The 24,499-nt window shown below is 64.9% G+C and carries 28 protein-coding genes and 1 riboswitch; of the genes, 13 read left to right on the top strand and 15 right to left on the bottom strand.

The features are described from left to right. Positions 1–47: 47 nt before the first annotated feature. Complete coding sequence (locus AC1RUR_RS15805; protein ID WP_492845501.1) at positions 48–902, bottom strand: DUF1499 domain-containing protein; 855 nt, start codon at positions 900–902, stop codon at positions 48–50. Positions 903–1,113: 211 nt separating this feature from the next. Between AC1RUR_RS15805 and AC1RUR_RS15810 the strand changes: the two genes are divergently transcribed. After that, complete coding sequence (locus tag AC1RUR_RS15810) at positions 1,114–2,322, top strand: HTTM domain-containing protein (protein ID WP_492845504.1); 1,209 nt, start codon at positions 1,114–1,116, stop codon at positions 2,320–2,322. Between the two features lie 65 nt (positions 2,323–2,387). Here the strand turns inward: AC1RUR_RS15810 and AC1RUR_RS15815 are convergent, their stop codons facing one another. After that, positions 2,388–4,016: a fatty-acid--CoA ligase gene (locus tag AC1RUR_RS15815; protein WP_492845506.1), complete on the bottom strand. Its 1,629-nt coding sequence runs from the start codon at positions 4,014–4,016 to the stop codon at positions 2,388–2,390. A 65-nt stretch (positions 4,017–4,081) separates the two neighbouring features. Between AC1RUR_RS15815 and AC1RUR_RS15820 the strand changes: the two genes are divergently transcribed. Continuing rightward, a complete protein-coding gene (locus AC1RUR_RS15820) occupies positions 4,082–5,182 on the top strand; it encodes an extensin family protein (RefSeq protein ID WP_492845508.1) in 1,101 nt (366 codons plus the stop codon). A gap of 36 nt (positions 5,183–5,218) precedes the next feature. Here the strand turns inward: AC1RUR_RS15820 and AC1RUR_RS15825 are convergent, their stop codons facing one another. After that, positions 5,219–5,905, bottom strand: coding sequence for a L,D-transpeptidase (locus AC1RUR_RS15825; RefSeq protein ID WP_492845509.1), 687 nt, complete (start codon positions 5,903–5,905; stop codon positions 5,219–5,221). Positions 5,906–6,244: 339 nt separating this feature from the next. On the opposite strand from AC1RUR_RS15825, the gene AC1RUR_RS15830 reads away from it, so the two are divergent. Then, positions 6,245–7,222, top strand: coding sequence for a magnesium transporter CorA family protein (locus AC1RUR_RS15830; protein ID WP_492845511.1), 978 nt, complete (start codon positions 6,245–6,247; stop codon positions 7,220–7,222). A 185-nt stretch (positions 7,223–7,407) separates the two neighbouring features. Next, positions 7,408–7,626 (top strand): hypothetical protein, encoded by a 219-nt coding sequence (locus AC1RUR_RS15835; RefSeq protein WP_038972668.1) that lies wholly within the window; start codon positions 7,408–7,410, stop codon positions 7,624–7,626. An 81-nt stretch (positions 7,627–7,707) separates the two neighbouring features. On the opposite strand, the gene AC1RUR_RS15840 is transcribed toward AC1RUR_RS15835, so the two are convergent. From AC1RUR_RS15840 to pdxH, 3 genes are read right to left on the bottom strand one after another with little or no spacing between them, the layout of a single operon-like run. Next, positions 7,708–8,478 (bottom strand): class I SAM-dependent methyltransferase, encoded by a 771-nt coding sequence (locus AC1RUR_RS15840; RefSeq protein WP_492845513.1) that lies wholly within the window; start codon positions 8,476–8,478, stop codon positions 7,708–7,710. Positions 8,479–8,494: 16 nt separating this feature from the next. After that, the gene (locus AC1RUR_RS15845) at positions 8,495–9,247 is read right to left on the bottom strand and encodes an SDR family NAD(P)-dependent oxidoreductase (protein WP_492845515.1); all 753 of its coding nucleotides are present in this window, start codon (positions 9,245–9,247) and stop codon (positions 8,495–8,497) included. A 21-nt stretch (positions 9,248–9,268) separates the two neighbouring features. Further along, positions 9,269–9,910: a pyridoxamine 5'-phosphate oxidase gene (pdxH, locus tag AC1RUR_RS15850; RefSeq protein WP_492845517.1), complete on the bottom strand. Its 642-nt coding sequence runs from the start codon at positions 9,908–9,910 to the stop codon at positions 9,269–9,271. Between the two features lie 113 nt (positions 9,911–10,023). Here pdxH and AC1RUR_RS15855 point away from each other — a divergent pair, with 113 nt between their 5' ends. Beyond that, positions 10,024–10,428 (top strand): RT0821/Lpp0805 family surface protein, encoded by a 405-nt coding sequence (locus tag AC1RUR_RS15855; protein WP_492845519.1) that lies wholly within the window; start codon positions 10,024–10,026, stop codon positions 10,426–10,428. A 109-nt stretch (positions 10,429–10,537) separates the two neighbouring features. Further along, a complete protein-coding gene (locus AC1RUR_RS15860) occupies positions 10,538–11,503 on the top strand; it encodes a DnaJ C-terminal domain-containing protein (RefSeq protein ID WP_492845520.1) in 966 nt (321 codons plus the stop codon). Between the two features lie 318 nt (positions 11,504–11,821). Here AC1RUR_RS15860 and AC1RUR_RS15865 read toward each other — a convergent pair whose 3' ends face one another. Together AC1RUR_RS15865 and AC1RUR_RS15870 are read right to left on the bottom strand one after the other, a co-directional pair. Next, on the bottom strand, positions 11,822–12,592 hold the full coding sequence (locus AC1RUR_RS15865) for an anti-sigma factor family protein (protein ID WP_492845522.1): 771 nt from the start codon (positions 12,590–12,592) through the stop codon (positions 11,822–11,824). A 103-nt stretch (positions 12,593–12,695) separates the two neighbouring features. Then, positions 12,696–13,184: a sigma-70 family RNA polymerase sigma factor gene (locus AC1RUR_RS15870; RefSeq protein WP_011085414.1), complete on the bottom strand. Its 489-nt coding sequence runs from the start codon at positions 13,182–13,184 to the stop codon at positions 12,696–12,698. Positions 13,185–13,357: 173 nt separating this feature from the next. Here AC1RUR_RS15870 and fabI point away from each other — a divergent pair, with 173 nt between their 5' ends. The 5 genes from fabI (at position 13,358) to AC1RUR_RS15895 (ending at position 17,799) form a co-directional block, all read left to right on the top strand. Next, positions 13,358–14,185 carry an enoyl-ACP reductase FabI gene (fabI, locus tag AC1RUR_RS15875; protein WP_492845524.1) on the top strand — a complete coding sequence of 276 codons (828 nt, stop codon included), beginning with the start codon at positions 13,358–13,360 and terminating at the stop codon, positions 14,183–14,185. A gap of 12 nt (positions 14,186–14,197) precedes the next feature. Then, positions 14,198–14,797, top strand: coding sequence for a histidine phosphatase family protein (locus AC1RUR_RS15880; RefSeq protein WP_492845526.1), 600 nt, complete (start codon positions 14,198–14,200; stop codon positions 14,795–14,797). 88 nt (positions 14,798–14,885) lie between these two features. Then, entirely contained in the window at positions 14,886–15,974 is a 1,089-nt protein-coding gene (gene aroC, locus AC1RUR_RS15885) for a chorismate synthase (protein ID WP_492845528.1), read from the top strand. A gap of 123 nt (positions 15,975–16,097) precedes the next feature. Further along, positions 16,098–17,288 carry an adenylate/guanylate cyclase domain-containing protein gene (locus tag AC1RUR_RS15890; RefSeq protein WP_492845530.1) on the top strand — a complete coding sequence of 397 codons (1,191 nt, stop codon included), beginning with the start codon at positions 16,098–16,100 and terminating at the stop codon, positions 17,286–17,288. A 16-nt stretch (positions 17,289–17,304) separates the two neighbouring features. Then, complete coding sequence (locus AC1RUR_RS15895; protein ID WP_492845532.1) at positions 17,305–17,799, top strand: GNAT family N-acetyltransferase; 495 nt, start codon at positions 17,305–17,307, stop codon at positions 17,797–17,799. 16 nt (positions 17,800–17,815) lie between these two features. Here AC1RUR_RS15895 and clpS read toward each other — a convergent pair whose 3' ends face one another. Genes clpS through AC1RUR_RS15920 form a run of 5 tightly spaced genes read right to left on the bottom strand, consistent with a single transcriptional unit; the run spans position 17,816 to position 20,557 of the window. Next, entirely contained in the window at positions 17,816–18,121 is a 306-nt protein-coding gene (gene clpS, locus AC1RUR_RS15900; RefSeq protein ID WP_492845534.1) for an ATP-dependent Clp protease adapter ClpS, read from the bottom strand. A gap of 42 nt (positions 18,122–18,163) precedes the next feature. Continuing rightward, complete coding sequence (locus AC1RUR_RS15905) at positions 18,164–18,505, bottom strand: DUF190 domain-containing protein (protein WP_492845536.1); 342 nt, start codon at positions 18,503–18,505, stop codon at positions 18,164–18,166. Positions 18,506–18,507: 2 nt separating this feature from the next. Then, positions 18,508–18,933 (bottom strand): CrcB family protein, encoded by a 426-nt coding sequence (locus tag AC1RUR_RS15910; protein WP_492845538.1) that lies wholly within the window; start codon positions 18,931–18,933, stop codon positions 18,508–18,510. A gap of 6 nt (positions 18,934–18,939) precedes the next feature. Further along, on the bottom strand, positions 18,940–19,374 hold the full coding sequence (gene crcB / locus AC1RUR_RS15915; RefSeq protein WP_492845540.1) for a fluoride efflux transporter CrcB: 435 nt from the start codon (positions 19,372–19,374) through the stop codon (positions 18,940–18,942). Then, positions 19,349–20,557, bottom strand: coding sequence for an MFS transporter (locus tag AC1RUR_RS15920; protein ID WP_492845542.1), 1,209 nt, complete (start codon positions 20,555–20,557; stop codon positions 19,349–19,351). The genes crcB and AC1RUR_RS15920 overlap by 26 nt, the downstream gene beginning before the upstream one ends. Positions 20,558–20,652: 95 nt before the next feature. After that, a riboswitch (Fluoride riboswitch) is annotated at positions 20,653–20,730 on the bottom strand. A gap of 315 nt (positions 20,731–21,045) precedes the next feature. Between AC1RUR_RS15920 and AC1RUR_RS15925 the strand changes: the two genes are divergently transcribed. After that, positions 21,046–21,909: a DUF1194 domain-containing protein gene (locus tag AC1RUR_RS15925; RefSeq protein WP_492845544.1), complete on the top strand. Its 864-nt coding sequence runs from the start codon at positions 21,046–21,048 to the stop codon at positions 21,907–21,909. A 169-nt stretch (positions 21,910–22,078) separates the two neighbouring features. Then, the gene (locus AC1RUR_RS15930; protein WP_492845546.1) at positions 22,079–22,714 is read left to right on the top strand and encodes a hypothetical protein; all 636 of its coding nucleotides are present in this window, start codon (positions 22,079–22,081) and stop codon (positions 22,712–22,714) included. Between the two features lie 39 nt (positions 22,715–22,753). Here AC1RUR_RS15930 and AC1RUR_RS15935 read toward each other — a convergent pair whose 3' ends face one another. After that, entirely contained in the window at positions 22,754–23,527 is a 774-nt protein-coding gene (locus AC1RUR_RS15935) for an enoyl-CoA hydratase/isomerase family protein (RefSeq protein ID WP_492845548.1), read from the bottom strand. Between the two features lie 183 nt (positions 23,528–23,710). Then, positions 23,711–24,352, bottom strand: a complete 642-nt coding sequence (locus AC1RUR_RS15940; protein WP_492845550.1) for a carboxymuconolactone decarboxylase family protein — start codon at positions 24,350–24,352, stop codon at positions 23,711–23,713. Positions 24,353–24,499: the final 147 nt, after the last annotated feature.

Genomic DNA, 24,499 nt, shown 5'->3' on the forward strand with positions numbered 1-24,499 from the left:
GAATAAGTGCTTTCCACTCGCTATTCGCTACTCCCCATTCGCCAATCTCACTTCTTCACCGTCTTCGCCGGTGCCTTCGGTGGCGCCACCGGGGTTTTCTTCACCGGCTTGAGCGCATCGGCGTCCGCGGCGGTGTTGAGATCGTCGATGAATTTTGTGACGCGGGCGGCGTTGCTGCCGAGGTCGCTCTCGAAATAGCGCGAGGCGGAGCGGATATCGACGCGGGAATCCTCGCCGTCGGGTACGACCCGGATCGAGATGTCCTCGCGCAGGCCCATGATCGGCGAGCGTGCCACCGCCTCGATGCGGCCGATGCGGCGCGGCGGCTGCGGCGCGCGCTCGTCGATGACGAGCCATTTGCGCTTGTTGACGAGCTGAAGCGCGATCGCATAGGCGCGGTCGACCGGGATCTCAAGCTCGATCGGCTCGATATCCGGATAGAACTGGCGCTGCTGCTCAGCCGAATAGAGGCCGGCATAGACCGCAGTGTTGGCGCCGTCGCCGGCGCGCAGGCGCGCCAGCGCGTCGAAGCGGGGCGGGTCGATTGGATCGGTGGTGATATCGTGGATCGCCGGCAGCTTGCGGTATTGCAGGCCGAGATAGGCGGGGTAGGCGAGGATCGCCCCGTCGATCAGGAAGGCGAGCAGGATGCGCGCCATGCCGCGCGAGCCGTTCTGCCAGATCGCGGCAAAGCCGGCGAGGCCGAACAGGATCGAGAGCGCCGCGATCGCGAGGCCGCCGAAGAAGGTGACGAGCGCCGGCTTCGGCTCCAGAAAGCCGAAGCGAACGACGATGATCGACACCACCACCGCCACCACCGCGAACACGGCCAGATTGCGTGCCCAGCTCGCGAGGCTGGACACGGGCTCCGTCTGATAGGGCGCGGAAAACCTGCGGGCCATACTTGTTCCATCACCGATTGTGGTCGCCGGTTGAGGGGGCAATGGGCGACGGGCGGAAAGCTGACCTAGCGCATTTTTCGCAGCGCTGTGAAGCGGTTTATCCCCACTTTGGGGCCGTCTGCCGGCGCCGGAGCGGTCTTTGGTCGCGGGTCGAACCATCGGCCTCGGACAAGCCACCAAAGGTGGGTGAAACCGTATGCAGGAATCGGCCGTGGCCGACAAAGGCAGCCGAAAACATTGCCGCAACGACGATAGTCGAGGACAGGATTCCGCGAGGCGGCTGTTCTGGCTCAGAGTGACCATCCTCGCCGCATTCTGTGTCGGGCTCCTGATGTGCCCGGCGCTGTGGATCGGGCCGCGCTCCTATCCGGAGGCGCCGGTCTGGTCGATACTGCCCGGGATCGAGGGCGTCGCGGCGAACGGTCTCTATGCCGCACTCTTCGTGCTGGCGGTGCTCGCCGTGGTGGCCCCCAGAGCCCATTGGTCCATTGCCGGCTTCCTTGCCATCGTCGCGGCATTCTGCGTTGCCGACCAGACGCGCTGGCAGCCCTGGGTGTTTCAGTACAGTTTCCTGCTCGCGATCGTGGCGCTCGGGCGAAGCGGCCGCACGGATCCGGGCGGCGATCAGCAAACGCTCAACGCGGCCCGGCTGGTCGTCGCGTTCACCTACATCTTTTCCGGCCTGCAGAAGGTCAATCCCAACTTCGTGGAGAACGATTTTCCCTGGGTCGTCACGCCCATCACCGGCCTGTTTCCGGCGCTGAGCGGCATTCTCGGCGCTTTCGGATTTGCGGTCCCCTTCATTCAAGTGGCGTTCGGCGCAGGCCTGCTAACCCGGCGTTACCGCCGCGTATCGCTGGTCACGGCGGTGGCCATGCACGTCTTCATCCTGGCGATGTTCGGTCCCTTCGGCCTGAACTGGAACAACATCGTCTGGCCGTGGACCGCGACGATGGCCGTCTTCGACGTGCTCTTGTTTTCAGGGGATGCGGAGCTCTCCTGGCGCGACGTGGTCTGGAACGGACGCGGCATCGGTCATGCCGCAGCCGTGGCGTTGTTCGCCGTGTTGCCCGCGCTGAGCTTCTTCAATCTCTGGGATTCCTATCTGTCGTCCGCGCTCTATTCCGGCAATCTGACGGAGGCGCAGATCTATCTCAGCGATCAGGGCGCGGCATCGACGTCGAGCAGCGTCAGGTCACGCGTGGTTCACACCTCTCCAAATACCAATGTGCTGAATCTTCAACGCTGGGCGATCGAAGATCTCAACGTGACGCCCTATGCGGAAACCCGCGTCTTCAAGACCATCGCCAGGGATGTGTGCGGCTCGTTGCGGGATCGCAACCAACTCGTGCTCGTCGTGAAGGAGCAGCGGATGTTCTTCAGCCGGCCGGAGGCGGGCTTTCGCTGCTCGCAGTTGTGAGCGCAAAAAAGGCCCCTGCGGGTAGCGCAGGGGCCGCATGGCGGATACAGTTTCGATGGTTGGACCTACGCCGCCGCGTTTGGGAAGCGGTAATCCTTGAACTGGTCGCGCAGCGCCGTCTTCAGGATCTTGCCGGTGGCGGTGTGCGGAATGCCGTCGACGAAGGCGACGTCGTCGGGCATCCACCATTTGGCGATCTTGCCGTCCATGTATTTCAGGATGTCCTCGCGGCTGGCCTGCTGGCCCTGCTTGAGCTGCACGATCAGCAGCGGCCGCTCGTCCCATTTGGGGTGGAACACGCCGATCACGGCGGCCTCCGCCACGGCCGGATGGCCGACCGCGAGGTTTTCGAGGTCGATCGAAGAGATCCATTCGCCGCCGGACTTGATCACGTCCTTGGAGCGGTCGGTGATCCGCATGTAGCCGTCCTCGTCGATGGTCGAGACGTCGCCGGTGTCGAAGAAGCCGTCCTCGTCGAGAATGTTGGTGTCGACCCGGTAATAAGCCTTGGCGACGGCGGGGCCGGAGACCTTGAGTCGGCCGAAAGTCTTGCCGTCCCAGGGCAGCTCCTTGCCGGCATCGTCGGTGATCTTCATCTCGACGGCGAAGGGCGCGTAGCCCTGCATCTGGAGGACGTCGAGCCGGGCATCGCCGGTCGCGTTCTGGAACGGCGGCTTCAGCGCCGCGACGCTGCCGATCGGGCTCATCTCGGTCATGCCCCAGGCGTGGCGGACGTTCGAGCCCATGTCGAGGAAGGCCTTGATCATCGAGCGCGGCATCGCCGAGCCGCCGCAGATCACCATCTTCAGGTCCGGCAGCTTCAGATGGTTGGCGGTCATGTGCTGGAGCAGCATCAGCCACACCGTGGGAACGCCCGCGGTATGGGTCACCTTCTCGGTCGAGAGCAGCTCGTACACCGAGGCGCCGTCGAGCTTGGCGCCGGGCATCACCAGCTTGGTGCCCTGCGAGGGCGCGGAGAACGCGATGCCCCAGCTGTTGGCGTGGAACAGCGGAACCACCGGCAGCATCGTCTCGGAGGCGCTGGTGCCGAGCGCGTCGACATTGTTCGCCATCAGCGCGTGCAGCACGTTGGAGCGATGCGAATACAGCACGCCCTTCGGGTCGCCCGTGGTGCCCGACGTGTAGCACATCGCCGCTGCCGTGTTCTCGTCAAAGTCCTTCCATTTGAATTTACCGTCGGCCTCCGCGATCCAGTCCTCGTAGGCCACCACATTCTTCAGCGTGGTCTGAGGCATATGCGCCTTGTCGGTGAGCACGACGTAGCGTTCAACGCTCGGCAGCTTGTCGGCGATCTTCTCCAGGACCGGAACGAAGGTGATGTCGGTCATCACGATGCGGTCTTGCGCATGGTTGATGATCCAGGCGATCTGCTCGGGGAAAAGACGGGGATTGACGGTATGGCAGATGGCGCCGATCCCCATGATGCCGTACCAGACCTCGAGATGGCGCCAGGTGTTCCAGGCGATCGTTGCGACGCGGTCGCCGAGCTTGATGCCGTCGCGCTCCAGCATCTGCGAGACCTTGAGCGCCCGCTTGTGGATCTCGCCGTAGGTGGTGCGATGGATCGGTCCTTCGACCGATCGCGTGACCACCTCCTGCTTGCCATGAATCCTGGCGGCGTGTTCGATGATCCGGTGGCAGAGCAGGGGCCAGTCTTGCATCAAACCAAGCATTCAGACGTTCCTCCAAGAAGTCGCTGGACGCGTTATCGCTCTCAGCGTTGGGCCAAAGAATTGTCATGAGTTTTAGCCTGCCGGACTTTCGCCGCAAATGGTCTTGTCGCGGCTATATGTCCGCCGGCGCGGCAATGGTTACCGCCGCGCTGGGGCTAACGCTTGTGCTGGCGGACCGGGCGGAGGCGCGAAAATATGCTGCGCCGCTCGATATCTTCGGCTTTGGTACACCACGGCCGCGCGCGACGGTTCATTCCGCCAAGATCCCGCTACCGAAACCTCGCCCCGCGGAGGCCCCCAAGGCACCGGACGAGGCCGCCCCGGAGGCTGACGGCAGGCCGACCCCTGACAAGCCGGGCGCCAACAAACCCGCCGAGGCCGCGCCGCCGCCCGAGAAGCTGGCATCGGCCTGCCGGCTCGCGCTGACCGAGGAGATCGCGGTCGCGCCGTCCATTCCGGATATCCGCGGTCCCGGCGCCTGCGGTGGTGAGGATCTGGTGCGGCTGGAGGCCATCGTGCTGCCGGACAAGCGCAAGGTGGCGGTCAAGCCGGCGGCCATCCTCCGCTGCACCATGGCGTCCGCGATCGCCGATTGGGTGCGCAAGGACATGGTGCCGCTGGCCACGAGCCTCGGCACGACCATCAGCGATCTCGATAATTTCGACAGCTTCGAGTGCCGCGGCCGCAATCGCGTCGCAGGCGCCATGCTGTCCGAGCACGGCAAGGCCAACGCCCTCGACGTCCGCGCCATCAAGCTCGCCAACGGGCAGTCGATCGGCCTGACCGACCGCACCCTGTCGCGCGAGGTGCGCGAGCGCGTGCTGCATTCGGTCTGTGCGCGCTTTTCCACGGTGCTCGGTCCGGGCTCGGACTGGTACCACGAAGACCACATCCATCTTGATCTCGCACAGCGGCGCAACGACTACCGGATCTGCCAGTGGAACGTCTGGGATCCCCTGCCGCAGGTCGCCCCGCTGCTGCCGGCGGAGCGGCCCGAGGAGGCGCCGCCGCGCGAGGTCGCGGCCAAATCTGAGACGAACAAGCCTGAGGCAAAGGATGGAGCCGATGACGAGGGGGCTGAGAAATCCCCCTTGTCTGCGGACAAGTCGGCTGCCGATGGCAACAAGGCTCAGCCGCACAAGCCGGCAACAAAAAAGCGCCGGTAAAACCGGCGCTTTTGGATATCAGAGATCAGGAGGCGATCAGTAGCTGCCCGCCTGGCCAGTTCCGCCGGCGCCAAGCGCCAGCCGCGAATTGTAGGGCGAGTCGCCGTGCTTGGGCTCGAGCACCACCACGATCGTGCCGACCTTGACGCGATCATAGAGGTCGATCGCGTCCTCGTTGGTCAGGCGGATGCAGCCCGACGAGATCGAGGCGCCGATATATTCCGGCTGGTTGGTGCCGTGGATGCGGAACAACGTGTCTTTTCCGCCGGAATAAAGGTAGATCGCGCGAGAGCCCATCGGATTGTCCGGGCCGGGCGCAACATAGGTCGGCACGCCCAGGCGTGAAATTTCGCCCGGGGTCGGATGCCAGGCCGGCCACTCGGTCTTGCTGCCCACCTTGGCGATGCCGGACCAGGCCATCGCCTCTTCGCCGACGGTGATGCCGTAGCGGATCGCCTTGCCGCCATCCTGCACGTAGTAGAGATAGTGGTTGTCGGAATCGACCACGATCGAGCCCGGCGATTCCTTGCGGTGGTAGTCGACGATGGCGCGGCGGAACGGCTCGGCGACCGGGGTGTTCTCGTACCGGACCTTGGCGAGGAGTTCCTTGTCCTTCGGCTTGAAAGCCTTGCTGTCGGTCGCTTCAAAATGAGTGGCCTGCATGCAGCCCGACAGCATCAGGCCTGCGGCCAAAATCCCCAACTTAACTTTCAGCGACGACATGGTTTGGTTCCAATCAAAACAATACCGCGCGGGAAAGCCTGAGCTTGGCGCCCAAGTTCCTCGACTCCGTTAATCCCATTATCGTTGAAATCTGCCACAATTCCAGCACTCAAGGTCTTTTCCCGCGCTGCAAGACCTCAGCTGTGGCTTTTTTGCCGCAAGTTTTTCAGCTTTGAGCGGGTTTTGGGGCAAAGTGGGCCGGAGTGTCGATTCTGTGCCACGGTTGGGCCACGGCACCGCCACAAATGCAAACGCACCGTTAATGTGCTTGTCATCATGAACTTGTCAGAATCGCGCTAAGGGCTGTCAGTCTGTCGCAGGCCCCAGCTGGAGTTGTGCATGTTTTCTGTGTTCGTTCCCTCCGACACCTCCCTCAAGAAGGCCGTCGTCGACGATCTCGCGACAGTGCCGGAGCATGCGGTGTGGATCGACCTGTTCAACCCGACTGCGGCCGAGGATAAGGCGGTGGAGCGGCTGGCGGGGATCGCCATCCCGACCCGGGAGGACATGCAAGAGATCGAGATCTCCAGCCGCCTCTATATCGAGAACGGTGCGCGCTACATGACGGCGACGCTGATGTGCCATTCCGATACCGACATGCCCCGGACCACGGCGGTGACCTTCATCCTCGGCGACCACCGCCTGGTGACGGTGCGCTACGATCAGCCAAAACCCTTCGCGCTGGTCGAGGCCAAGCTCGCCCGCGCCTGCACCCCGTCCATCACCGGCGAGATGGTGCTGATGGAGCTGCTGGACGCCGTGATTGATCGCTGCGCCGACATTCTGGAGAAATGCGGCGCCGACATCGACCAGGTCTCGCACGACATCTTCGAGCCCGAGAGCGAGCGCCACGGCCACGCCAAGCAATATTCCCAGATCCTGATCTCGATCGGCCGCAAGGGCGATCTGACCTCCAAGGTTCGCGAGAGCCTGGTCTCGATCGGCCGCGTCGTCGCCTTCCTCTCGGCGGTGGTGGAAGGCGTAAAATGGTCGAAGGACATGCGCGAGCAGCTCAAGACCATGCAGCGCGACGTCGCCTCGCTGACGGATCACGCCTCCTATCTCTCCAGCAAGATCACCTTCGTGCTCGACGCCATGCTCGGCGTCGTCAATCTCGAGCAGAACAACATCATCAAGCTGTTTTCGGTCATGGCCGTTGTCCTGATGCCGCCGACGCTGATCGCCTCGATCTACGGCATGAACTTCAAGGCGATGCCGGAACTCGAATGGGCGCACGGCTATCCGTTTGCTCTGGTGTTGATGCTGATCGCCGCGATCGTCCCGTACTGGATCTTCAAGTGGAAGAAGTGGCTGTGATAGCTACCGAGACCTTACGGCGTTCGCAGAGACACGGTGAATCGTGTCGCAGAATAGAGCGGGATTGCGGCCGTGTGGTGATGCGTGCTCGCCGCCCCAATTCCTCCGGTAAAATTTGAGCGGTGGGCTGAACGTTTGCGCGAAACTTGTCTGCGATAAGCAGTGCGTAGCCGCGAGGAACAGCCATGGTTGAAAAACACATAACGTCGCCCCGCAACGTCATCGATCTGGCGAACTATCGTCAGGTCCTGGCGAGCGGCAAGGCGTCGTCGATGTCGGCACGCATGTGCCGGCACTGTGGTGCTCCGCTGCTCGACGGTGAGAACGACGACGACTGCTCGACTGCATTCAGCACGGCCGCTCCGCGGCCGCGCGACAGGTCGCGTCGGATTCGAATCGATTGAGGAGCGGAAGGTAAGGGCGATCCAGGTCTTGCGGCGGCTTTGTCTGGATCGCCTTGCTTCCCGCCTTTCGGCAAATCAGCCCTAGCGTTTCACGATCTGCGCCGTCGAGACGATGGTCTCGGCGATCACGCTGTCGCGGCTGAAGAACGCAAGGTGCTCCCTGACATCGCGCAGCATCGCCTCGACATTCTCTCCCAATGCGTCCGGCGAGGACGAAGAGTAGGTGAGGGTGCGTCGTGTCAGGTCCTCCACGCTCACCGTGTGGCTGGTCTCGACCGTGACAAGTTCGGTAGGCTGAAAGGGACTGCCGCGAAAGAACGCGGGCAAGTCGCGATGGGTGCGCGTGCCTCTGCCTGCCTCCTCCCAGAGCTTGGCCGGCGACCAGCGGCGGCGAACTTCGTTGTAACCATCGAGCCAGGGGTTGCGGCCGTCGGTGGCTGAGAACGAAGCGCAGATCGCTATCGCGCCGTCGCGCGCGACCAGCCCATCGAGGCGTGCGAGCGTCGGCTCGCGATCCATCCAGTGCAATGCGCGGCCGATCGCCACTACGTCGAAGCTGCCGATGTCGGGGGCAAGCGTCTCGGCCTTGCCCTCGATCAGCGTGAGCGCGTGACCTGCGCTCGCGGCCGCGCGTTGCGCCGCATCGAGCATTGCAGGTTCGGGGTCGACGCCGACGAGGTGGCCGACATAGGGGGCGAAGCCGAGCGCCAGCAGGCCGGGTCCGGTGCCGAGGTCGATCAAGCCGGATCGTTTGGAGAGGCTGAGCTGTTCTGCGACGCTACGAAAGAACTCGTCCGGGTAAGGCGGCCGCAAATGCTCGTAGAGTGACACAGTGCTCGCGAACCGGCCCATGCTCTGCGTGCCTTGCCTACACGTGCTGGCCGCCGTTGATGTGGATCTCGGCGCCGTTGACGTAAGAACTGGTCTCCGTGCACAGCACATAGATGATCTTGGCGACCTCGTCGGGCGTGCCGAGCCGGTGCATCGGGATCTGCTGCTCGACGATCTTCTCGGTGCCCGGCGACAGGATCGAGGTGTCGATTTCGCCCGGCGCAATCGCGTTGACGCGCACGCCGACGCGGCCGAAGTCCGAGGCCATTTCGCGTGTAAGCGAAGCCAATGCGGCCTTCGAGGTGGCATAGGCGGCCCCCGCGAAGGGATGCACGCGCGAGCCGGCGATCGAGGTGACGTTCACCACCGAGCCCTTGGCCGTCTTCAATTCCTCGATCAGCCCGCGCGCAATCATGATCGGGGCGAAGAAGTTGACGTGGAAGACATGCGTCCAGGTGTCGAGGTCGGTGTCGACCGAGCCGAGCCGCGAGCCGCCGGGGCCCTTCGGCGAGATCGCGGCGTTGTTCACGAGTGCGTGCAGCATGCCGCCCTCGAGGCGGTTGCGGATTTCGGAGATGGCGCGCGTCGTGTCCCTGGGATCGGCGAGGTCGACCTGGATGTGGTCCTCGGGGCCGGCGTCCCAGGGGCAGTCCTCCGGGAAGGGATGCCGCGAGCAGGTGATGACGCGCCAGCCCGCCGAGGAGAAGCGGATCACGGTGGCATGGCCGATACCGCGGCTCGCTCCGGTCAGGAGTAGCGTGCGTCGCGGTGCGTTTGACGAATGCGGCATGAAGGTCTTTCAGGTCGGGGCCTAAGGATACATCCGCGTCTTGGACCACTTCTGGCCGGCCGCGTCACGGCGAAATTCGATGCGGTCGTGCAGGCGGAATGGGCGATCGTGCCAGAACTCGATACGCACCGGGCTGATGCGCCAGCCGCTCCAGCCCGGCGGCCGCGGCACCTCGCCAATGACGTACTTGGCCGCGACCTTTGCGATGGCCTGTTCGAAGGCGAAGCGGCTCTCCAGCTCCTGCGACTGCTTGCTCGCCCAGGCGCCGATCTGCGCCTGCTTGGGACGGGTGGCGAAATAGGTGTCGGCCTCGGCGTCGGTCACCGGCGTCACGTTGCCGCGGATGCGGACCTGCCGGCGCAGCGACTTCCAGTGAAAAAGTAACGCTGCCTTAGGGTTTGCGGCGAGTTCGCGGCCCTTCTGGCTGGCGATGTGGCTGTAGAAGACAAAACCCTCGGTATCGAAGCCTTTCATCAGCACCATGCGCACATCAGGCAGCCCGTCGGGATCGACGGTCGCGAGCGCCATGGCGTTCGGATCGTTCGGCTCGCTCTTGATCGCCTCGTTCAGCCAGGCCTCGAACAGCGCAAATGGCTCGTCGGCGGCGGTGAAATCACCGGATGTTAAGGGTGTCTGGTGTTTCATCGAGGTCGTGTCGGTCATGTCTGGAGTCCGAGTTGCGTTTCGCGGCCCAAAACGCGTTGTTGTCCGCTACCGCCCTATATAGGGCATGGGGACGCGTTGGCCTATCGGCGATCCGGCCGTCCGGCTTTGTCATGACGGTGATCCTGATCGGGGTCGGCGCCGGCGGTTGCAGCTTTTCCCGCAATGACGGCAGTGCCTATGCCAAGGCCGACGACAGCGACCTCACCGGCTCGATCGTGCGGCAGAGGGACACCGCGCCGACCGAGACCGATCTTGCCTTTGCCCGCAACGCCGCCTCCGACGTGCTCAGCAAGGGCGACAAGGATTCCAGCCAGCACTGGGAGAATCCGGAGACCGGGGCGCGTGGTTCGGTGACGCCGATCGCGCAGTCCTACGCCGCCGAGGACGGCCGCAGGTGCCGCGACTTCCTCGCGAGCTACGTCAACGGCAACACCGAAAGCTGGCTCCAGGGCGCCGGCTGCCAAAGCAGCCGTGGCCGTTGGGAGATTCATACGCTAAAGCCGTGGCGGAGCTAGGATTCGGCCGGCAATCCCAGTTGCAAAAATGCCACTCTCTCCCCACATGGATCGCAGGTGGGGCGGGGAGCCCTTTGGACAATTCGATTTCTTGAAGGAGACGTGACGGATGCGCGACCCCTATGAGGTCTTGGGGGTGCCGCGGAGCGCCAGCGCTGCCGCGATCAAGAGCGCCTATCGCAAGCTTGCCAAGAAGCATCATCCCGACAGCAACAAGGACGACCCGAAGGCCGCCGAGCGCTTCTCCGAGATCAATTCGGCGAACGAGATCATCGGCGACGAGGACAAGCGCAAGCAGTTCGACCGCGGCGAGATCGACGCCGACGGCAAGCCGCGCTTCCAGGGTTTTCCGGGCGGCGGCGGGCCGCGTGGCCGCGCGGGCGGTCCCGGCGGGTTCGAGAGCTATACGTTCCGCTCCGGCGGTGGCCCCGGCCAGGGCGGCGGCGCTTTCGAGGACATCCTCAACAGCATGTTCGGCGGCGGGGTGCGCGGCGCGCGGCCCGGGGCCGGCGGCGCCGGGCAGTTCGAATTCGACACCGGCGGGATCGGGCTCGATCTCGACGTGAACGTCGCCATGAGCGTCTCATTGGAAGAGTCGGTCAAGGGCAGCGAGAAGCGCGTCCGGCTGCCGACGGGCAAGGAGCTCAACGTCAAGATTCCGGCCGGCGTGTCCGAGGGCCAGCAGATTCGGCTGCGCGGGCAGGGCGAGAGCGCCCAGGGCCATCCGCCGGGCGATCTCTTGATCACCATCAGCATTGCGCCGCATGCCTATTTCAAGATCGAGGGCGCGGATCTCAGGATCGACCTGCCGGTCACACTTTACGAGGCGGTGCTCGGCGGCAAGGTCCGCGTGCCCACCCTTGGCAATGCCGTGGAGCTCTCGGTTCCGAAAAACACGTCCAGCGGCCGCACCTTCCGGCTGAAGGGCAAGGGTCTGCCGAAAGCGGGCGGAACCGGGGATCTCTTCGTCACCGTCAGGATTATGCTACCGGACGGGAACGACGCCGAGCTTGAAGCATTGATGGAAAAGTGGCGGGACCAACACCCCTACAATCCACGTAGCGGGCTTGGCTAGGGCGAGATCGGAATTGAAGGGGTTCTCCTAAGGTCTACGGCATCCTCTTTGCAGATGATGCTCATCATATGCCTGAGGCGTGGTAGCGCTTCATGTGCTCGACGTGTCGGCTGTCCGGCGGGGCAGCCGATAAAAAGGTGCGGCCTCGAGAGGGGGACCAGCGCGGTACCAAAAACCCCAATCGAGGCCGCCCGCGTCGATCGGCGGATCGAACGCTGCTCATTTTCGCGTGATCATCCGGTGCGATAATGAGACGCGCCGATGTCTTGATTCCAAATTTTCAATGACGGAATCGAGGCACCGCGCTCGTGCGGTTGTCTAGGTGCCGTTTTTCTCTGCCTGGTCGTAGACGGCCTGCGCCACCTTGGTCAGCCGGTCGCGGTCGCCGCCACCGCTGACGACATAGCCGACGCCCCGTTCAGCCCAGAACAACGCACCGTCCTTGTCCGTCCTGGCGTAGCGCATTTGCGTTGCACCATTCTCGGTCTTGGCGGTGTAGATCGTGTACCGCTCGCCCGAGGCGCCCTCATACATCAGGAACGACGCAGGCCCGCTCGGCCCGGGCAGGAGCCGGCCGCCGACCAGCTTCAGTCCGCTGGCCTCCAGGTTCGGCGCGAACACGGTCCAGCCGCAGCGCCTGGTCAGCCAGGCCTGGAGATGGTCCCGCTCGTTGCCGCCGACCTCGACGGGGTGGCGGACCTCGACGACATAGAGGCGATGGGCGTCGAGTGCGTCTGCCGTAAAACTCTGGAAGGTCGAGGGGGCGTTGGCGGCGCCATGCGCGATCCAGCCGGCGGTGCCGCCGGCGACGAAGGCGACCAGCACAGCCGCGGCGGCGCCATAGAGCCATTGCCGGGGGCGGCGCTCCAGCCGCTCGAGCTCCAGCCGCGCCGGCACCGGCTCCTGGGCGACGCCGTCGTAGCGGGCGTGCAGCATCTCGGCCATGGCGCGCCAGGACTGCACCCGTTCGGCATCCTCAGGATGGGCGGCAAGCCAGGCCTCGACGTCGGCGCAGCGCTCGGCCGGCAATTCGCCGTCGACATAGGCGTGCAGCTCGTCCTCGGTGATGGGAATATTGCGGTCGTTCATATCGGTCGTCTCTGGCTCTGCGGCCCAAAATATCCTTCGTGACCCAACTTCGCCCGCTTCTTTCGGCGGCGGGCGGACGCTGCGCGATGCATCAATCCTGCCATCATTTCACCCGCCTGAGCGCCGGGCGCTCGCCCTCCAGCGAGGCTTTAACGTGGGCACGGGCGCGTGCCAGGCGCGACATCACGGTGCCAATCGGCACGCCCTGGATGTCGGCGACCTCGCGGTAGCTCATGCCCTCCAGCATCACCAGCAGCAGCACCGAGCGCTGCTCTTCGACCAGCGTTGCCAGCGCCTTCTCGATGTCGCGTCCCTCGGCTTCGGTCCCGCTGGCATCCGGGTTGTTCTCGGTCAGCTGCATGAATTGCGGCCGCCTTGCCAGCGAGCGGCGCCGGTTCTTGTTGAGGTTGGTCAGGATCGTATAGAGCCAGCTCCTGACGTCACCTCCGAGGAACAGGCGCTCCGAACGCAGCGCCCGCACCAGCGTATCCTGCACCAGATCGTCGGCCGCATCCGCATCGCGCGTGAGCGCGCGGGCGTAGCGGCGCAACGCCGGGATCATGGCTTCCACACTCTGGCGAAACGCACTCATTGCGGTCTTGACGTCCTGGTATCAGGCGCGAGCGCCTCAACGATCATAACACCCGAACGGAACGGCTATTCCGGCGCTCGAAACAGCGTTAACGCCGCGGATTAGGACTGTACCGCGATGGAGGGCTGGTGTACCTCCAGACCCTAACGAGAGCTCGACGGGACGTTAGCAAAATGGCGCAGAATTCAGGTCTGATGCAAGGACTGATGCAGGGCAAGCGCGGGGTGATCCTCGGCGTTGCCAACAACCGCTCGATCGCCTGGGGCATCGCCAAGGCATGCCACGCCGCCGGCGCCGAGCTCGCCTTCACCTACCAGGGTGATGCGCTGAAGAAGCGCGTCGAGCCGCTCGCTGCCGAGATCGGCGGGCTTGTGCTCGGCCATTGCGACGTCACCGATGCTGCGACCATCGACGCGGCCTTTGCGGTGCTGCAGGAGAAGTGGGGCAAGATCGACTTCCTGGTGCACGCGATCGCCTATGGCGAGCAGCTCGACGGTCGCTACGTCGACACCACGCCGGAGAACTTTTCCAAGTCGATGCTGATCTCCTGCTACTCGTTCACGGCCGTGGCGCAGCGCGCCGAGAAGCTGATGACGGACGGCGGCTCGCTGATCACGCTCAGCTATTACGGCGCCGAGAAGTGGATGCCGCATTACAACGTGATGGGCGTGGCGAAGGCGGCGCTGGAGGCCAGCGTGCGCTATCTCGCCGCCGATCTCGGCGAGAAGAACATCCGCGTCAACGCGATCTCGGCGGGACCGATCAAGACGCTCGCCGCGTCAGGCATCGGCGACTTCCGCTATATCCTGAAGTGGAATGAGAACAACGCGCCGCTGCGGCGCAACGTCTCGACCGAAGACGTCGGCGGCAGCGCGCTGTATTTGCTCTCCGATCTGTCGCGCGGCGTCACCGGCGAGGTGCATCACGTCGATTCCGGCTATCACGTGCTCGGCATGAAGCGCCCGGACGCGCCGGACATCTCGTTCGGCGGCAAGGACTGACGTTTACCTGGAATGCCCGCGCCCACGATCTACTACCTTCGCCATGGCGAGACCGAGTGGAATGCGCTCGGCAGGCTTCAGGGCACCAAGGACATTCCGCTGAATGCGCGTGGCCGCAACCAGGCGGTGCAGGCCGGCGGCGTCTTGGCCGATCTGTTCAAGCGCGACGGCCGCGACAAGGCGGCGCTGGCTTATGTGTCGAGCCCGCTCGGCCGTGCGCGAATGACCATGGAACTCGCCCGCGGCAAGCTCGAGCTGCCGGTCGCAGACTACGCGCTCGACGATCGGCTGCGCGAGATCGACTACGGCGCCTGGGAGGGGCTGACCCTGGCCGAGAGCGAGGCGGCCGATCCCGATGTGTACGCCAGGCGCCTCGCTGACAAATGGACGGTGGGCCCCGCGGGCGGAGAGACCTATGCCGACGTGCAGGTCCGCGTCCGCGCCTGGCACGATCAGCTCCGGACCGACACGGTTGCGGTCGCCCATGGCGGGACCTGCCGGGCCCTGATGGTGTCGCTCGGCCTGGAGACGCCGGCCAGCGCCGCCGAGCTCTATATCGAGCAAGGCGCCGTCTACGTGTTCCGCGACGGGCGGCTGGAGAAGTATAGTTAAGCCGTGCCGCCGTCCTTCCGGGGCGGTGCAGCGGGTTTGACCCCCGGCCCCCCGCGCGTTACCACACGCCGGAACCGAGCGAGCACCAATGTCCTTCAACACCTTCGGCCACATGTTCCGCGTCACCACCTTCGGCGAGAGCCATGGGGTGGCGATCGGCTGCGTGGTTGATGGTTGTCCGCCGATGATCCCGCTCACCGAGGCCGACATCCAGGGTGACCTCGACCGCCGCAAGCCGGGCCAGTCGCGCTTCACCACCCAGCGTCAGGAGCCGGATCAGGTCAAGATCCTGTCGGGCGTGATGGCGCATCCGGAGACCGGCGTGCAGGTGACGACGGGCACGCCGATCGGCCTGCTGATCGAGAACACCGACCAGCGCTCGAAGGACTATTCCGAGATCAAGGACAAGTTTCGCCCCGGCCATGCCGACTTCACCTATGAGGCCAAGTACGGCCTGCGCGACTATCGCGGCGGCGGCCGCTCCTCGGCGCGCGAGACCGCGACGCGCGTCGCTGCCGGCGCCGTCGCGCGAAAGGTGCTGCCCGACGTGAAGGTGCGCGGCGCGCTGGTGCAGATGGGGCCGCACAAGATCGACCGCGACAAATGGGACTGGGACGAGGTCGCCAAAAATCCGTTCTTCTGTCCGGACAAGGACAAGGCCGCGTTCTTCGAGGCCTATCTCGACGGCATCCGCAAGAGCGGCTCCTCGATCGGCGCGGTGCTGGAGATCGTCGCCGAAGGCGTGCCGGCCGGCCTCGGCGCCCCGATCTACGCAAAACTCGATTCCGATCTCGCGGGTGCGATGATGACCATCAACGCCGTGAAGGGCGTCGAGATCGGCGCCGGCTTCGGCGCGGCGGAGCTCACCGGCGAGGAGAACGCCGACGAGATGCGCACCGGCAATGACGGCACGCGCTTCCTGTCCAACCATGCCGGCGGCATTTTGGGCGGCATCTCCACGGGCCAGCCGATCGTGGTGCGTTTCGCGGTCAAGCCGACCTCGTCGATCCTCCAGCCGCGTCTCACCGTCGATCGCCAAGGCGCCGACACCGAGATCTTCACCAAGGGGCGCCACGATCCCTGTGTCGGCATCCGTGCGGTCCCCGTCGGCGAAGCCATGATGGCCTGCGTGCTGGCCGATCATTTCATTCGGGATCGCGGCCAGGTCGGGCGATAGAGGCAGCGAGGTCTTCACCTCCCCTCCGGGGAGAGGTGAAGAGCCCGCGGATGACGCTTCGTGTCGCGGTACTAGCCCACCGCGCAGCTTGACGTCCCCACAACTTCGTCCGCAAATGCGGACATGCAAAATTCCGAGATCCAGCGCATCACCAACTGGCTGATCGACGGCGCGAGGTCGTCCGGAACCCCTTCCGAGATGATCGCCGAGGTCTGCGAGCATCTGGTCGCGGCCGGCCTGCCGCTGTGGCGGTTCGGTATCTTCATCCGCACGCTGCATCCCGAAATCTTCGGCCGCAATTTCATTTGGCGGGAAGGTCAGAAGGTCGAGATCGGCACCGTCGATTTCGAAATCCTGGAGACGCCTGAATTCGCCAGAAGCCCGCTTCGGATCGTGTTCGAGGAGGGGCTGGAGGTCCGGGGACGGATGGACGATCCGGACAGCAAACGTTTTCCGTTCCTCGACGACATGCGTGCCGAAGGCGTCACCGACTATTTCGCGGTACCGATGCCCTATCTCGACGGCTCGATCCACGCAACGAGCTGGGTCACGCGACGTCCCGGCGGTTTCAGCGACGACGACATCGCGGCGATCCGGACCCTCGTGGCGCCGCTCGCCCGCGTCAGCGAGATCATCAGCCTGCGCCGCACCGCCGAGATGCTGCTCGACACCTATGTCGGTAACCGCGCCGGGGCGCGCATCCTCGGCGGCCAGATTCGCCGCGGCCACAACGACACCATGCAGGCCGCGATCTGGCTGTCGGACCTGCGCGGCTTCACCGCGCTGTCCGACCGGCTGCCGGCCGAGACGGTGGTCGAGATCCTCAATCAGTATTTCGACTGCCAGGTCACCGCGATCCGCGGCCATGGCGGCGAGGTGCTGAAATTCATGGGCGATGGCCTGCTCGCGGTGTTTCCGATCGACGAGTATGTCGGCGATGCCGCGCATGTCTGCGCACGCGTGCTGGAGGCGGCCCGCGAATCTCGCGCGAGCGTCGAGGCGCTCGCCTTTCCCGTCGACGACGTCATCGAGCGCTTCCGCTTCGGCGTCGCGCTGCACGTCGGCAACATCCTCTACGGCAATATCGGCGGCGGCAACCGGCTCGACTTCACCTGCATCGGCCCCGCCGTCAATCTCGCTGCACGGCTGGAGAAGATCGCGGGCCGTCTCGGGCGAACCGTCGTGGTCTCGGAAGTCTTCGCCAGCGCCTGCCGCCACGACTGGCGTGAGCTCGGCGAATTTCCGATCGCGGGATTTTCCAGGGCGCAGCGCGTGTACGGGCTGGCGGAGGAAGCGCCGGCGGTGATGGCTTGAAGCACCGAGACCGCCTATGACCGTCGAATTCCGCCAGATCGAGATCGCCGACACCGATGCCTTTCGCGCCGCCGTCGATATGGTCGCCCGCGAGCGCAAATACATCGCGCTGGCGGAGGCGCCGCCGATCGAGCAGGTCCGCGCTTTCGTGGCGCGCAACGTCGAGCGCGGCTACCCGCAGATTGTCGCCGTCGCGGGCGGCACCGTGGTCGGATGGTGCAACGTGCCGCCGGCCAGCCGCGCGGTCTCGGCGCATGTCGGCGATCTCTTCATGGGGCTTCTGCCGGATTTCAGGGGCAGGGGCTTTGGCGAGAGGCTGCTGCGGCAGGCGATTCAAGCCGCGGACGCGTTCGGATTTCGACGCATCGAGCTCGGCGTGTTCGCGACCAACACCGCCGCGGCAGCGCTCTATCGCAAGGTCGGGTTCGTCGAGGAAGGCACCAGGCGGATGGCCATCCTGGTCGACGGCATCTATCACGACGAGATCATCATGGCGCGCCTGAAGGGATAGCTTGAGACGGCGCGGCCTATTCCTCCGGCTCCGTCGTGAACAGCAGCGGGTAGCCCTTGGCGCGGCCGGCATCGGTGGCGCGCGTCGCCTTGGTCTCGGCGACATCCTTGGTGAACACGGCGACCACGCAGGCCCCCAGCTTGTGCGCGGTGATCATGACCTTGTAGGCCTGATCCTCGGTCATGCGGAATTCGGCCTTGAGGATCATCGTGACGAATTCACGCGGGGTGAAGTCGTCGTTGATCAGGATGACCTTGTGCAGCTTGGGCCGCTCGACCTTGGTCTTGGTCCTGGTTTTTGGCTTGCTGACGGTGTCGTTCATTCCGCCTCCCGGAAACGGCGGGCTTGGGTTCCAGCCGCAGCGTTAGCCCGCGGCCTTCTCACCATATTGCAGGACCTGCACCTTCTCCAAGGTGATCAGCCCGCTCGACATCATGCCATCCAGGATGGGCAGGAATGCGTTGATGTTGTCCTCGCTGTCGACGATCTCGATCAGCAGTGGCAGGTCTTCCGAGAGCCGCAGGATTTTCGAGGTGTGCAGCCGGCTCGACTTGCCGAACCCCATCGGGCCGCGCAGCACGGTGGCGCCGGCGAGGTGCCGCTCGCGCGCCGTCATCACGATCGCTTCATAGAGCGGCTTGCCGTCGAAATGGTCGCTCTCGCCGATGAAGATGCGGAGCGAAACAGCCTGATTGGGAATTTGCATGGTCAGCTCCTTTTCAAGCGGTTGGTGCGGCTCGCCAGCATATGGCCGGCCCAGACCGACACCAGCCAGCAGACGACCGAGGACGCGACATAGGCGAGCGCGGTGTATTTCATGCCGCCATGGAACAGGCGAAAGGTCTCCAGGCTGAAGGCCGAGAAGGTGGTGTAGCCGCCGCAGAATCCGGTCATGACGAACTGCCGGTGCTCGGGCCGTGCCAGCACGCGGCCGTCCGGGCCGGTCAGCGTCGCATAGAAGCCGATGATCAGCGAGCCGGTGGCATTGATGAACAGCGTCGCGAAGGGAAAGCCTGGTCCGGTATCGAGCGCGAGCCCGACCAGATAGCGCGTCAGGCCACCGACGACGCTGCCGGCGGAAACCCAGGCATAGAGCATCGCGCTGCGCCAGCGGTCGGAGGCGGGAGCGTTCATCGGCCTCTACCCTCCAAGACTGTCGGCGAGGAAGAAGCCGCAACTGACGGCGGCGAGGCACAGTCCGACCGAGAAGGCGACGTTGCCGAGCGCGTGCATGGGTTCGCCGTTGCGGGCGAGCGTCAGCGTTTGCAGGCTGAACGAGGACACCGTGGTGTAGCAGCCGAGGAAGCCGGTCACAGCGAACAGCCAAGGATTGGGCGAGGCGAATACCGAGCCGGGATGGGTCGCCAGCGCACCAAAAATGCCGATCAGGAAGGCGCCGGTGACGTTGATGGTCATGGTGCCCCACGGAAACGTCTCGCCCAGCCGCCGCGCGATCGCGCCGGAGACGAAATAGCGCGCACAGCCGCCCAGCACGCTGCCGATCACGATCGCGACCATTCCGCTCAGCACGACGAACGACCTCCCATCATCATTTGTCCTCCGCTGCCAGCCCATTCCCGACAGCGAGCAGCCCGGCGAGCGCGACCAGCGCGAAGCCGAGCCCTGCGAGGAACGTGCCGGCCGGACCGTAGGCGTCCCACAGCGCACCGGCGATCACGCTCGCGGCCAGCAGTGCAAGGCCCGTGAACAGGTTGAAATAGCCAAAGGCGGTGCCGCGCAGGCTTGGCGGTGCGGCGTCGGCGACGAGGGCCGAGAGCAGGCCCTGCGTCAATCCCATATGCAGGCCCCACAGCACGACACCGAGCGCGAGGCCGCCAAGGCTCGGCAGCAGCGCCAGCGCGAGATCGGCGCCGGCGAGGAAGACGAGGCCGAGCGCGAGCAGGCCGGTCCGGTTGATGCGGTCCGACAGCACGCCGGCCGGATAGGCCGACAGCGCGTAGACGATGTTCATCAGCACCAGCACCGCCGGCACCCACATCGCATTGAGGCCGATGTTCTGCGCGCGGAGAATCAGGAAGGCCTCGCTGAAGCGCGCGAGCGTGAAGACGATTCCGACCGCCACGACGCGCCAGTAGACGGCGCCGAGCTGCCGCATCGCGGCGGTATTCAGCGGATTCTTCGCGGACTCCCGGCTCGGGTCCGGCTCCGGTTCGTTCACCGCGAACGCGATCAGTCCGAAGGACAGAAAGGCGGGCAGCACAGCCACCCAGAACACAGCGGTAAAATTGTCGGCCGTCCACCACATCAGGCCGATCGCCGCAAGCGGCCCCACGAAGGCGCCGATGGTGTCGAGCGATTGCCGCAGGCCAAAACTCGCGCCACGCAGGCCGATGGGAGCGATATCGGCGATCAGCGCATCGCGCGGCGCGCCGCGGATACCTTTGCCGACCCGGTCGATGAAGCGCGCCGCCACCAGCCATCCGACGCTGGGCGCGACCGGGAACAGCGGCTTGGTGAAGGCGGCCAGGCCGTAGCCGAGCGCGGCCAGCATCTTGCGGCGTCCGAGCCAGTCCGACAGCGCACCGGAGAATATCTTCGTGATCGAGGCGGTCGCCTCCGCGACGCCCTCGATGAAGCCGACGGTGAGCGTGGAGGCGCCGAGCACGGTGACGAGATAGACCGGCAGCAGGGCGTGGATCATCTCGGACGAGATGTCCATCAGCATCGAGACGAAACCGAGCACCCAGATTCCCCTGGGCAGCCCCGTACGCGCAGCATTCGGTGTCGTCGTCGTCACGCCGTCTCCCGGTCTCCGCTTCAGGCAACAAAAAACCCGCCAGCGGCGGGTTTGTCCATGCTCCCGCCAAAGGCATAGGCTCAAAAATTGCCTCACCTCAAGCAGGAGTCATCAGCCCATTACGATCAGCGACCGCCGGGCGGTTGTCGGGGGACTCCATCCCCATCTGTGCGGTCAGCCTAGCATGGAAATCGCGCCGGACAAGTAGGCGGGGCGCTCCATCCACGAGTCGTCATTCCGGGGCGATGCCCGGCGTCGAGCCCGGAATCTCGAATTTCCAGACGCGCAAGGGGCGCGCCGGAGTTCTCGATTCGCGAGCCCGGGACCGACGGTGATCGCGCGCGTTCCGATGTCATTGCGATGGCCAAACGACGGCAAGTCGCCGCGACGACGCAAATTCCTAACTTGAATGTGAAGCGCAAGCGATCTTCGCACTTTGCGGCAAGGCGTTTGCATGTCACCATCGCGTCATACGACGGGAGACTGCGATGCGCATGCTGTTCTCGATCGGGGCTGTGCTTGTGGCCGGCGTGCTCGCCGGAGGGGACGTCGCGGGCTTGGCGGCACCTGGGCCCAAATTTGAACCGCCCAAAAATCAACCGCAGCGGCTGGCGATTGACAGGGATGCGCAGACTGTCGATGTCGAGCTGATCCTTGCGGTCGACGTTTCCTACTCCATGGACATGGACGAGCTCGCGATCCAGCGCGAAGGCTATGCGCAGGCGATCCAGTCGAAGGAGTTCTTGCAGGCGCTGAAGCTCGGTCCGAACGGCCGGATCGCGGTGACCTATTTCGAGTGGGCGGCGTCCAGCGACCAGAAGATCATCATTCCCTGGCGGCTGATCGACGGACCGGAGACCGCCGACGCGGTCGCCGCCGAAATCATGAAGACGCCGATCCGGCGCGCCTCGCGCACCTCGATCTCCGGAGCGATCAATTTCGCGATGCCGCTGTTCGACGAAGATCCCTATCGGGGCTTGCGTCGCGTCATCGACATCTCCGGCGACGGTCCCAACAACAATGGCGGCCCGGTCACGGTGGCGCGCGACGCCGCGCTCGAGAAGGGCATCGTCATCAACGGCCTGCCGATCATGGTCAAGGAGCCGTCCTATTCGACCATGGATATCGACAACCTCGACTATTACTACGAGGACTGCGTCATCGGCGGTCCCGGCGCCTTCGTCATCACGATCAAGGACCGCGACAAGTTCAAGGAAGCGATCCGCACGAAACTCCTGATGGAGGTCGCGGGCCGCACGCCGGAGCGTCCCGTGATGCGCGTCGCCGACAAGGAGCCGCGCGTCAATTGCATGATCGGCGAGAAGATCTGGTCGGATCGCTGGGGCCGCTAGTGGCGGTTGGGACCTTTCGCCTCATCTCGCCCGGCGGTTGAACTTAACTCCTCGTTAACCGGTACGTGGCCCTAATCAGACGGTTTCTGTTTGTTTCCAGTCAGCCTCCTGACATTGCCGGCTGCGAACGAACGAATGCGGGTTTGTCAAACCTGTCTCCGAGCACCCAATGGCCATCGTCACGTCGAGCACCAGCCAGATTTCGCCCGCCAACGAGCGGCTGTATCACCAGAGCGCCCTGCTCGGTGACTGGAAGGGCAATTGGGTGGGAAACAATCAGCCCGTCGGCTTCAAGGTCGTGAACATCAGGGGTAACCGGGCGCAGGTCGAGTACACCCATAACGGGCACACCGAGCGCGGCTTTGCCGAGGTTCAGGGCACGCTCATCACCTTTGGCGGGGTCACGGTCGGCACCAAGGACGGCAAGAACATGGTGCTCCTGTTCTCCTTTGGGGGCGCCGGCAAGCAGACCGCCAATCTCGAGAAGCAGGCGCCGCCGGCCTCCGACAGCCGCCTGATGGGAAGCTGGGGCGGCTATTCCAGCGACAACGGCAAGAGCGCGAGCTTCAAGGTGCTCTCCATCGACGGCAAGGAAGCGCAGGTCAGCGTCACCACCGACGGCATCACCCGCCAGGGCACCGGCTACGTCTACAAGAACGTCATCATGTTCGGCCAGGCGCAGATTGCGACCGACGACGGGCAGAACGGCAAGATCATCTACCAGGTCGGCACCAAGTCCTTCATGGTGCCCGTGACGAAATATCCGCCGGCGGATTCGTCGTCTTCGGTCGACAAGACCGCCTGAACGCTTCGCGTTCCCGGCACGCGCGGCGGCCCGCCGCGCTCACCAGTTCGGTGCCCGCTTCTCCACGAATGCCTTCAGGCCCTCCTGCGCTTCATCCGACGTCGCAACGTTGCAGAAGTCGTCCACGGCGCTCGCGATGCTGCGCCGATAGTCGAGGTCGATCTGGCGCATGAAGGCGGCCCGGCCCATCCGCAGCACCGCGGCCGATTTCGCGGCGAATTGCGCCGCAATCTTCAGCACCTCGGCCTCGAGCTCCGCATCGGTGACGACGCGATTCACCACGCCGAGCTCGCGCGCTTCCGCGGCGCTGAAGACCCGGCCGGTGAACAGCAGCTCGAAGGCGCGATGGCGCCCGACGATGCGCGGCAGATGTGCGTAGTGGATCGCGGGAATGACGCCGACGTCGATCTCGGGATAGCCGAACGTCGCGCTTTCGGATGCCAGCACCACGTCGCAGGACACCGCCATGGTCATGCCGCCGCCGCGGGCCGCGCCGCCGACCGCGGCGATCGACGGCTTTCCGAGCGCGTATTGGGCGTCGTAAAGGTCGATATAGAGCGCCTGGAGGAATTCGCGGATCTGGCCACCGGATTTGCCGAGCAGGATGTCGAGGTCGAGGCCCGCCGAAAAGCGCCTGGCAATCGCGCTCGCCAGCACGACCACGCGCGCATCCGGATCGTCGGCGGCGCGGCGGAGCGCGGCGACCACCGCGCGAATGACCTCGAGGCTCAGCGCATTGACGGGCGGGCGGCACAGCGTAATGCGGGCGATGTTGCCTGTGCGTTCGTAAGTGACGGGATTGTCGGATGTCACCGGGGTCTCCATGTTTTCAGGACGTCAGCAGCTTCGTCGTCAACTCCGTCATCCTGAGGTGCGAGCCGTGGGGCGCGGCGCGCCTCACGCCGCTGAAGAAGCGGCCACCTCAGGGTGACGGTACCGGAGTTGGGCTCGACGGCCCGGTCCATTCGCAAGTTCAGAGCGGGGCGTTTGCTGTTTCTACTTCGCGGCCAGCGGCGGCAGCGGGGGCACGCTGTCGTTCGGTGCTTCCGCCTGCATCGTGATCAGCGTCATCGAGACCAGGTCGTAATAGCCGATCAGGCCGATGATATCCATGATGCCGCGCTCGCCGAACTTCTGTTGCGCCGCGCGGTAGACGTCGTCGGAGACCTTCTTGTCGCGATAGAGCGCCATCGCGAGGTCGTAGAGCGCGGCCTCGTCCTCCTTCATCGCCTTCGGCCGCACGCCGTTCGCGATGTCCTTGGCGACTTCTGGATCGAGGCCGGCCTTCATCGCGAGCGGATAATGCGCGAACCATTCATACTGCGCCGTCCATTGCCGTGCGGTGATCAGGATGGCGAATTCGCTGAGGCGCGCCGGCAGCGACGAATTCCAGCGCAGATAGTCCGACATCGCCGAGAGTTTTGGCGCGAGCTCCGGATTGCGGATATAGGCGCGGTAAGGCGGGTTGGTGAATTTGGCGTTGCGCGGGGGCACGGCGATCGCATCCGCCCATTCCTTCTGCGGCGGCGTCAGCTCGTCCGGCTTCAGCGGCACGAAGCGGGTCGGCTCGCCGGCGCGGGCTGCTCCCGAAACCGTCACAATGAGCAGCGCAGCCAGCGCCAGACCGAGATATCTCATCGTCATCCTCCCATTCGGCGGACTCACGCCGCCTTGCTCGATCGCCAGCTTACGTTGCGGCGCGAGTGAGGCAAGGATGCCGGCGCCGGGCGGGGCTGCGGCATTGGCATGGCCGTATGCCGTAGCCACGCGCCGGCATGGGGAAGA

The organism is Bradyrhizobium sp. GW821-FHT12B03, assembly GCF_058807535.1.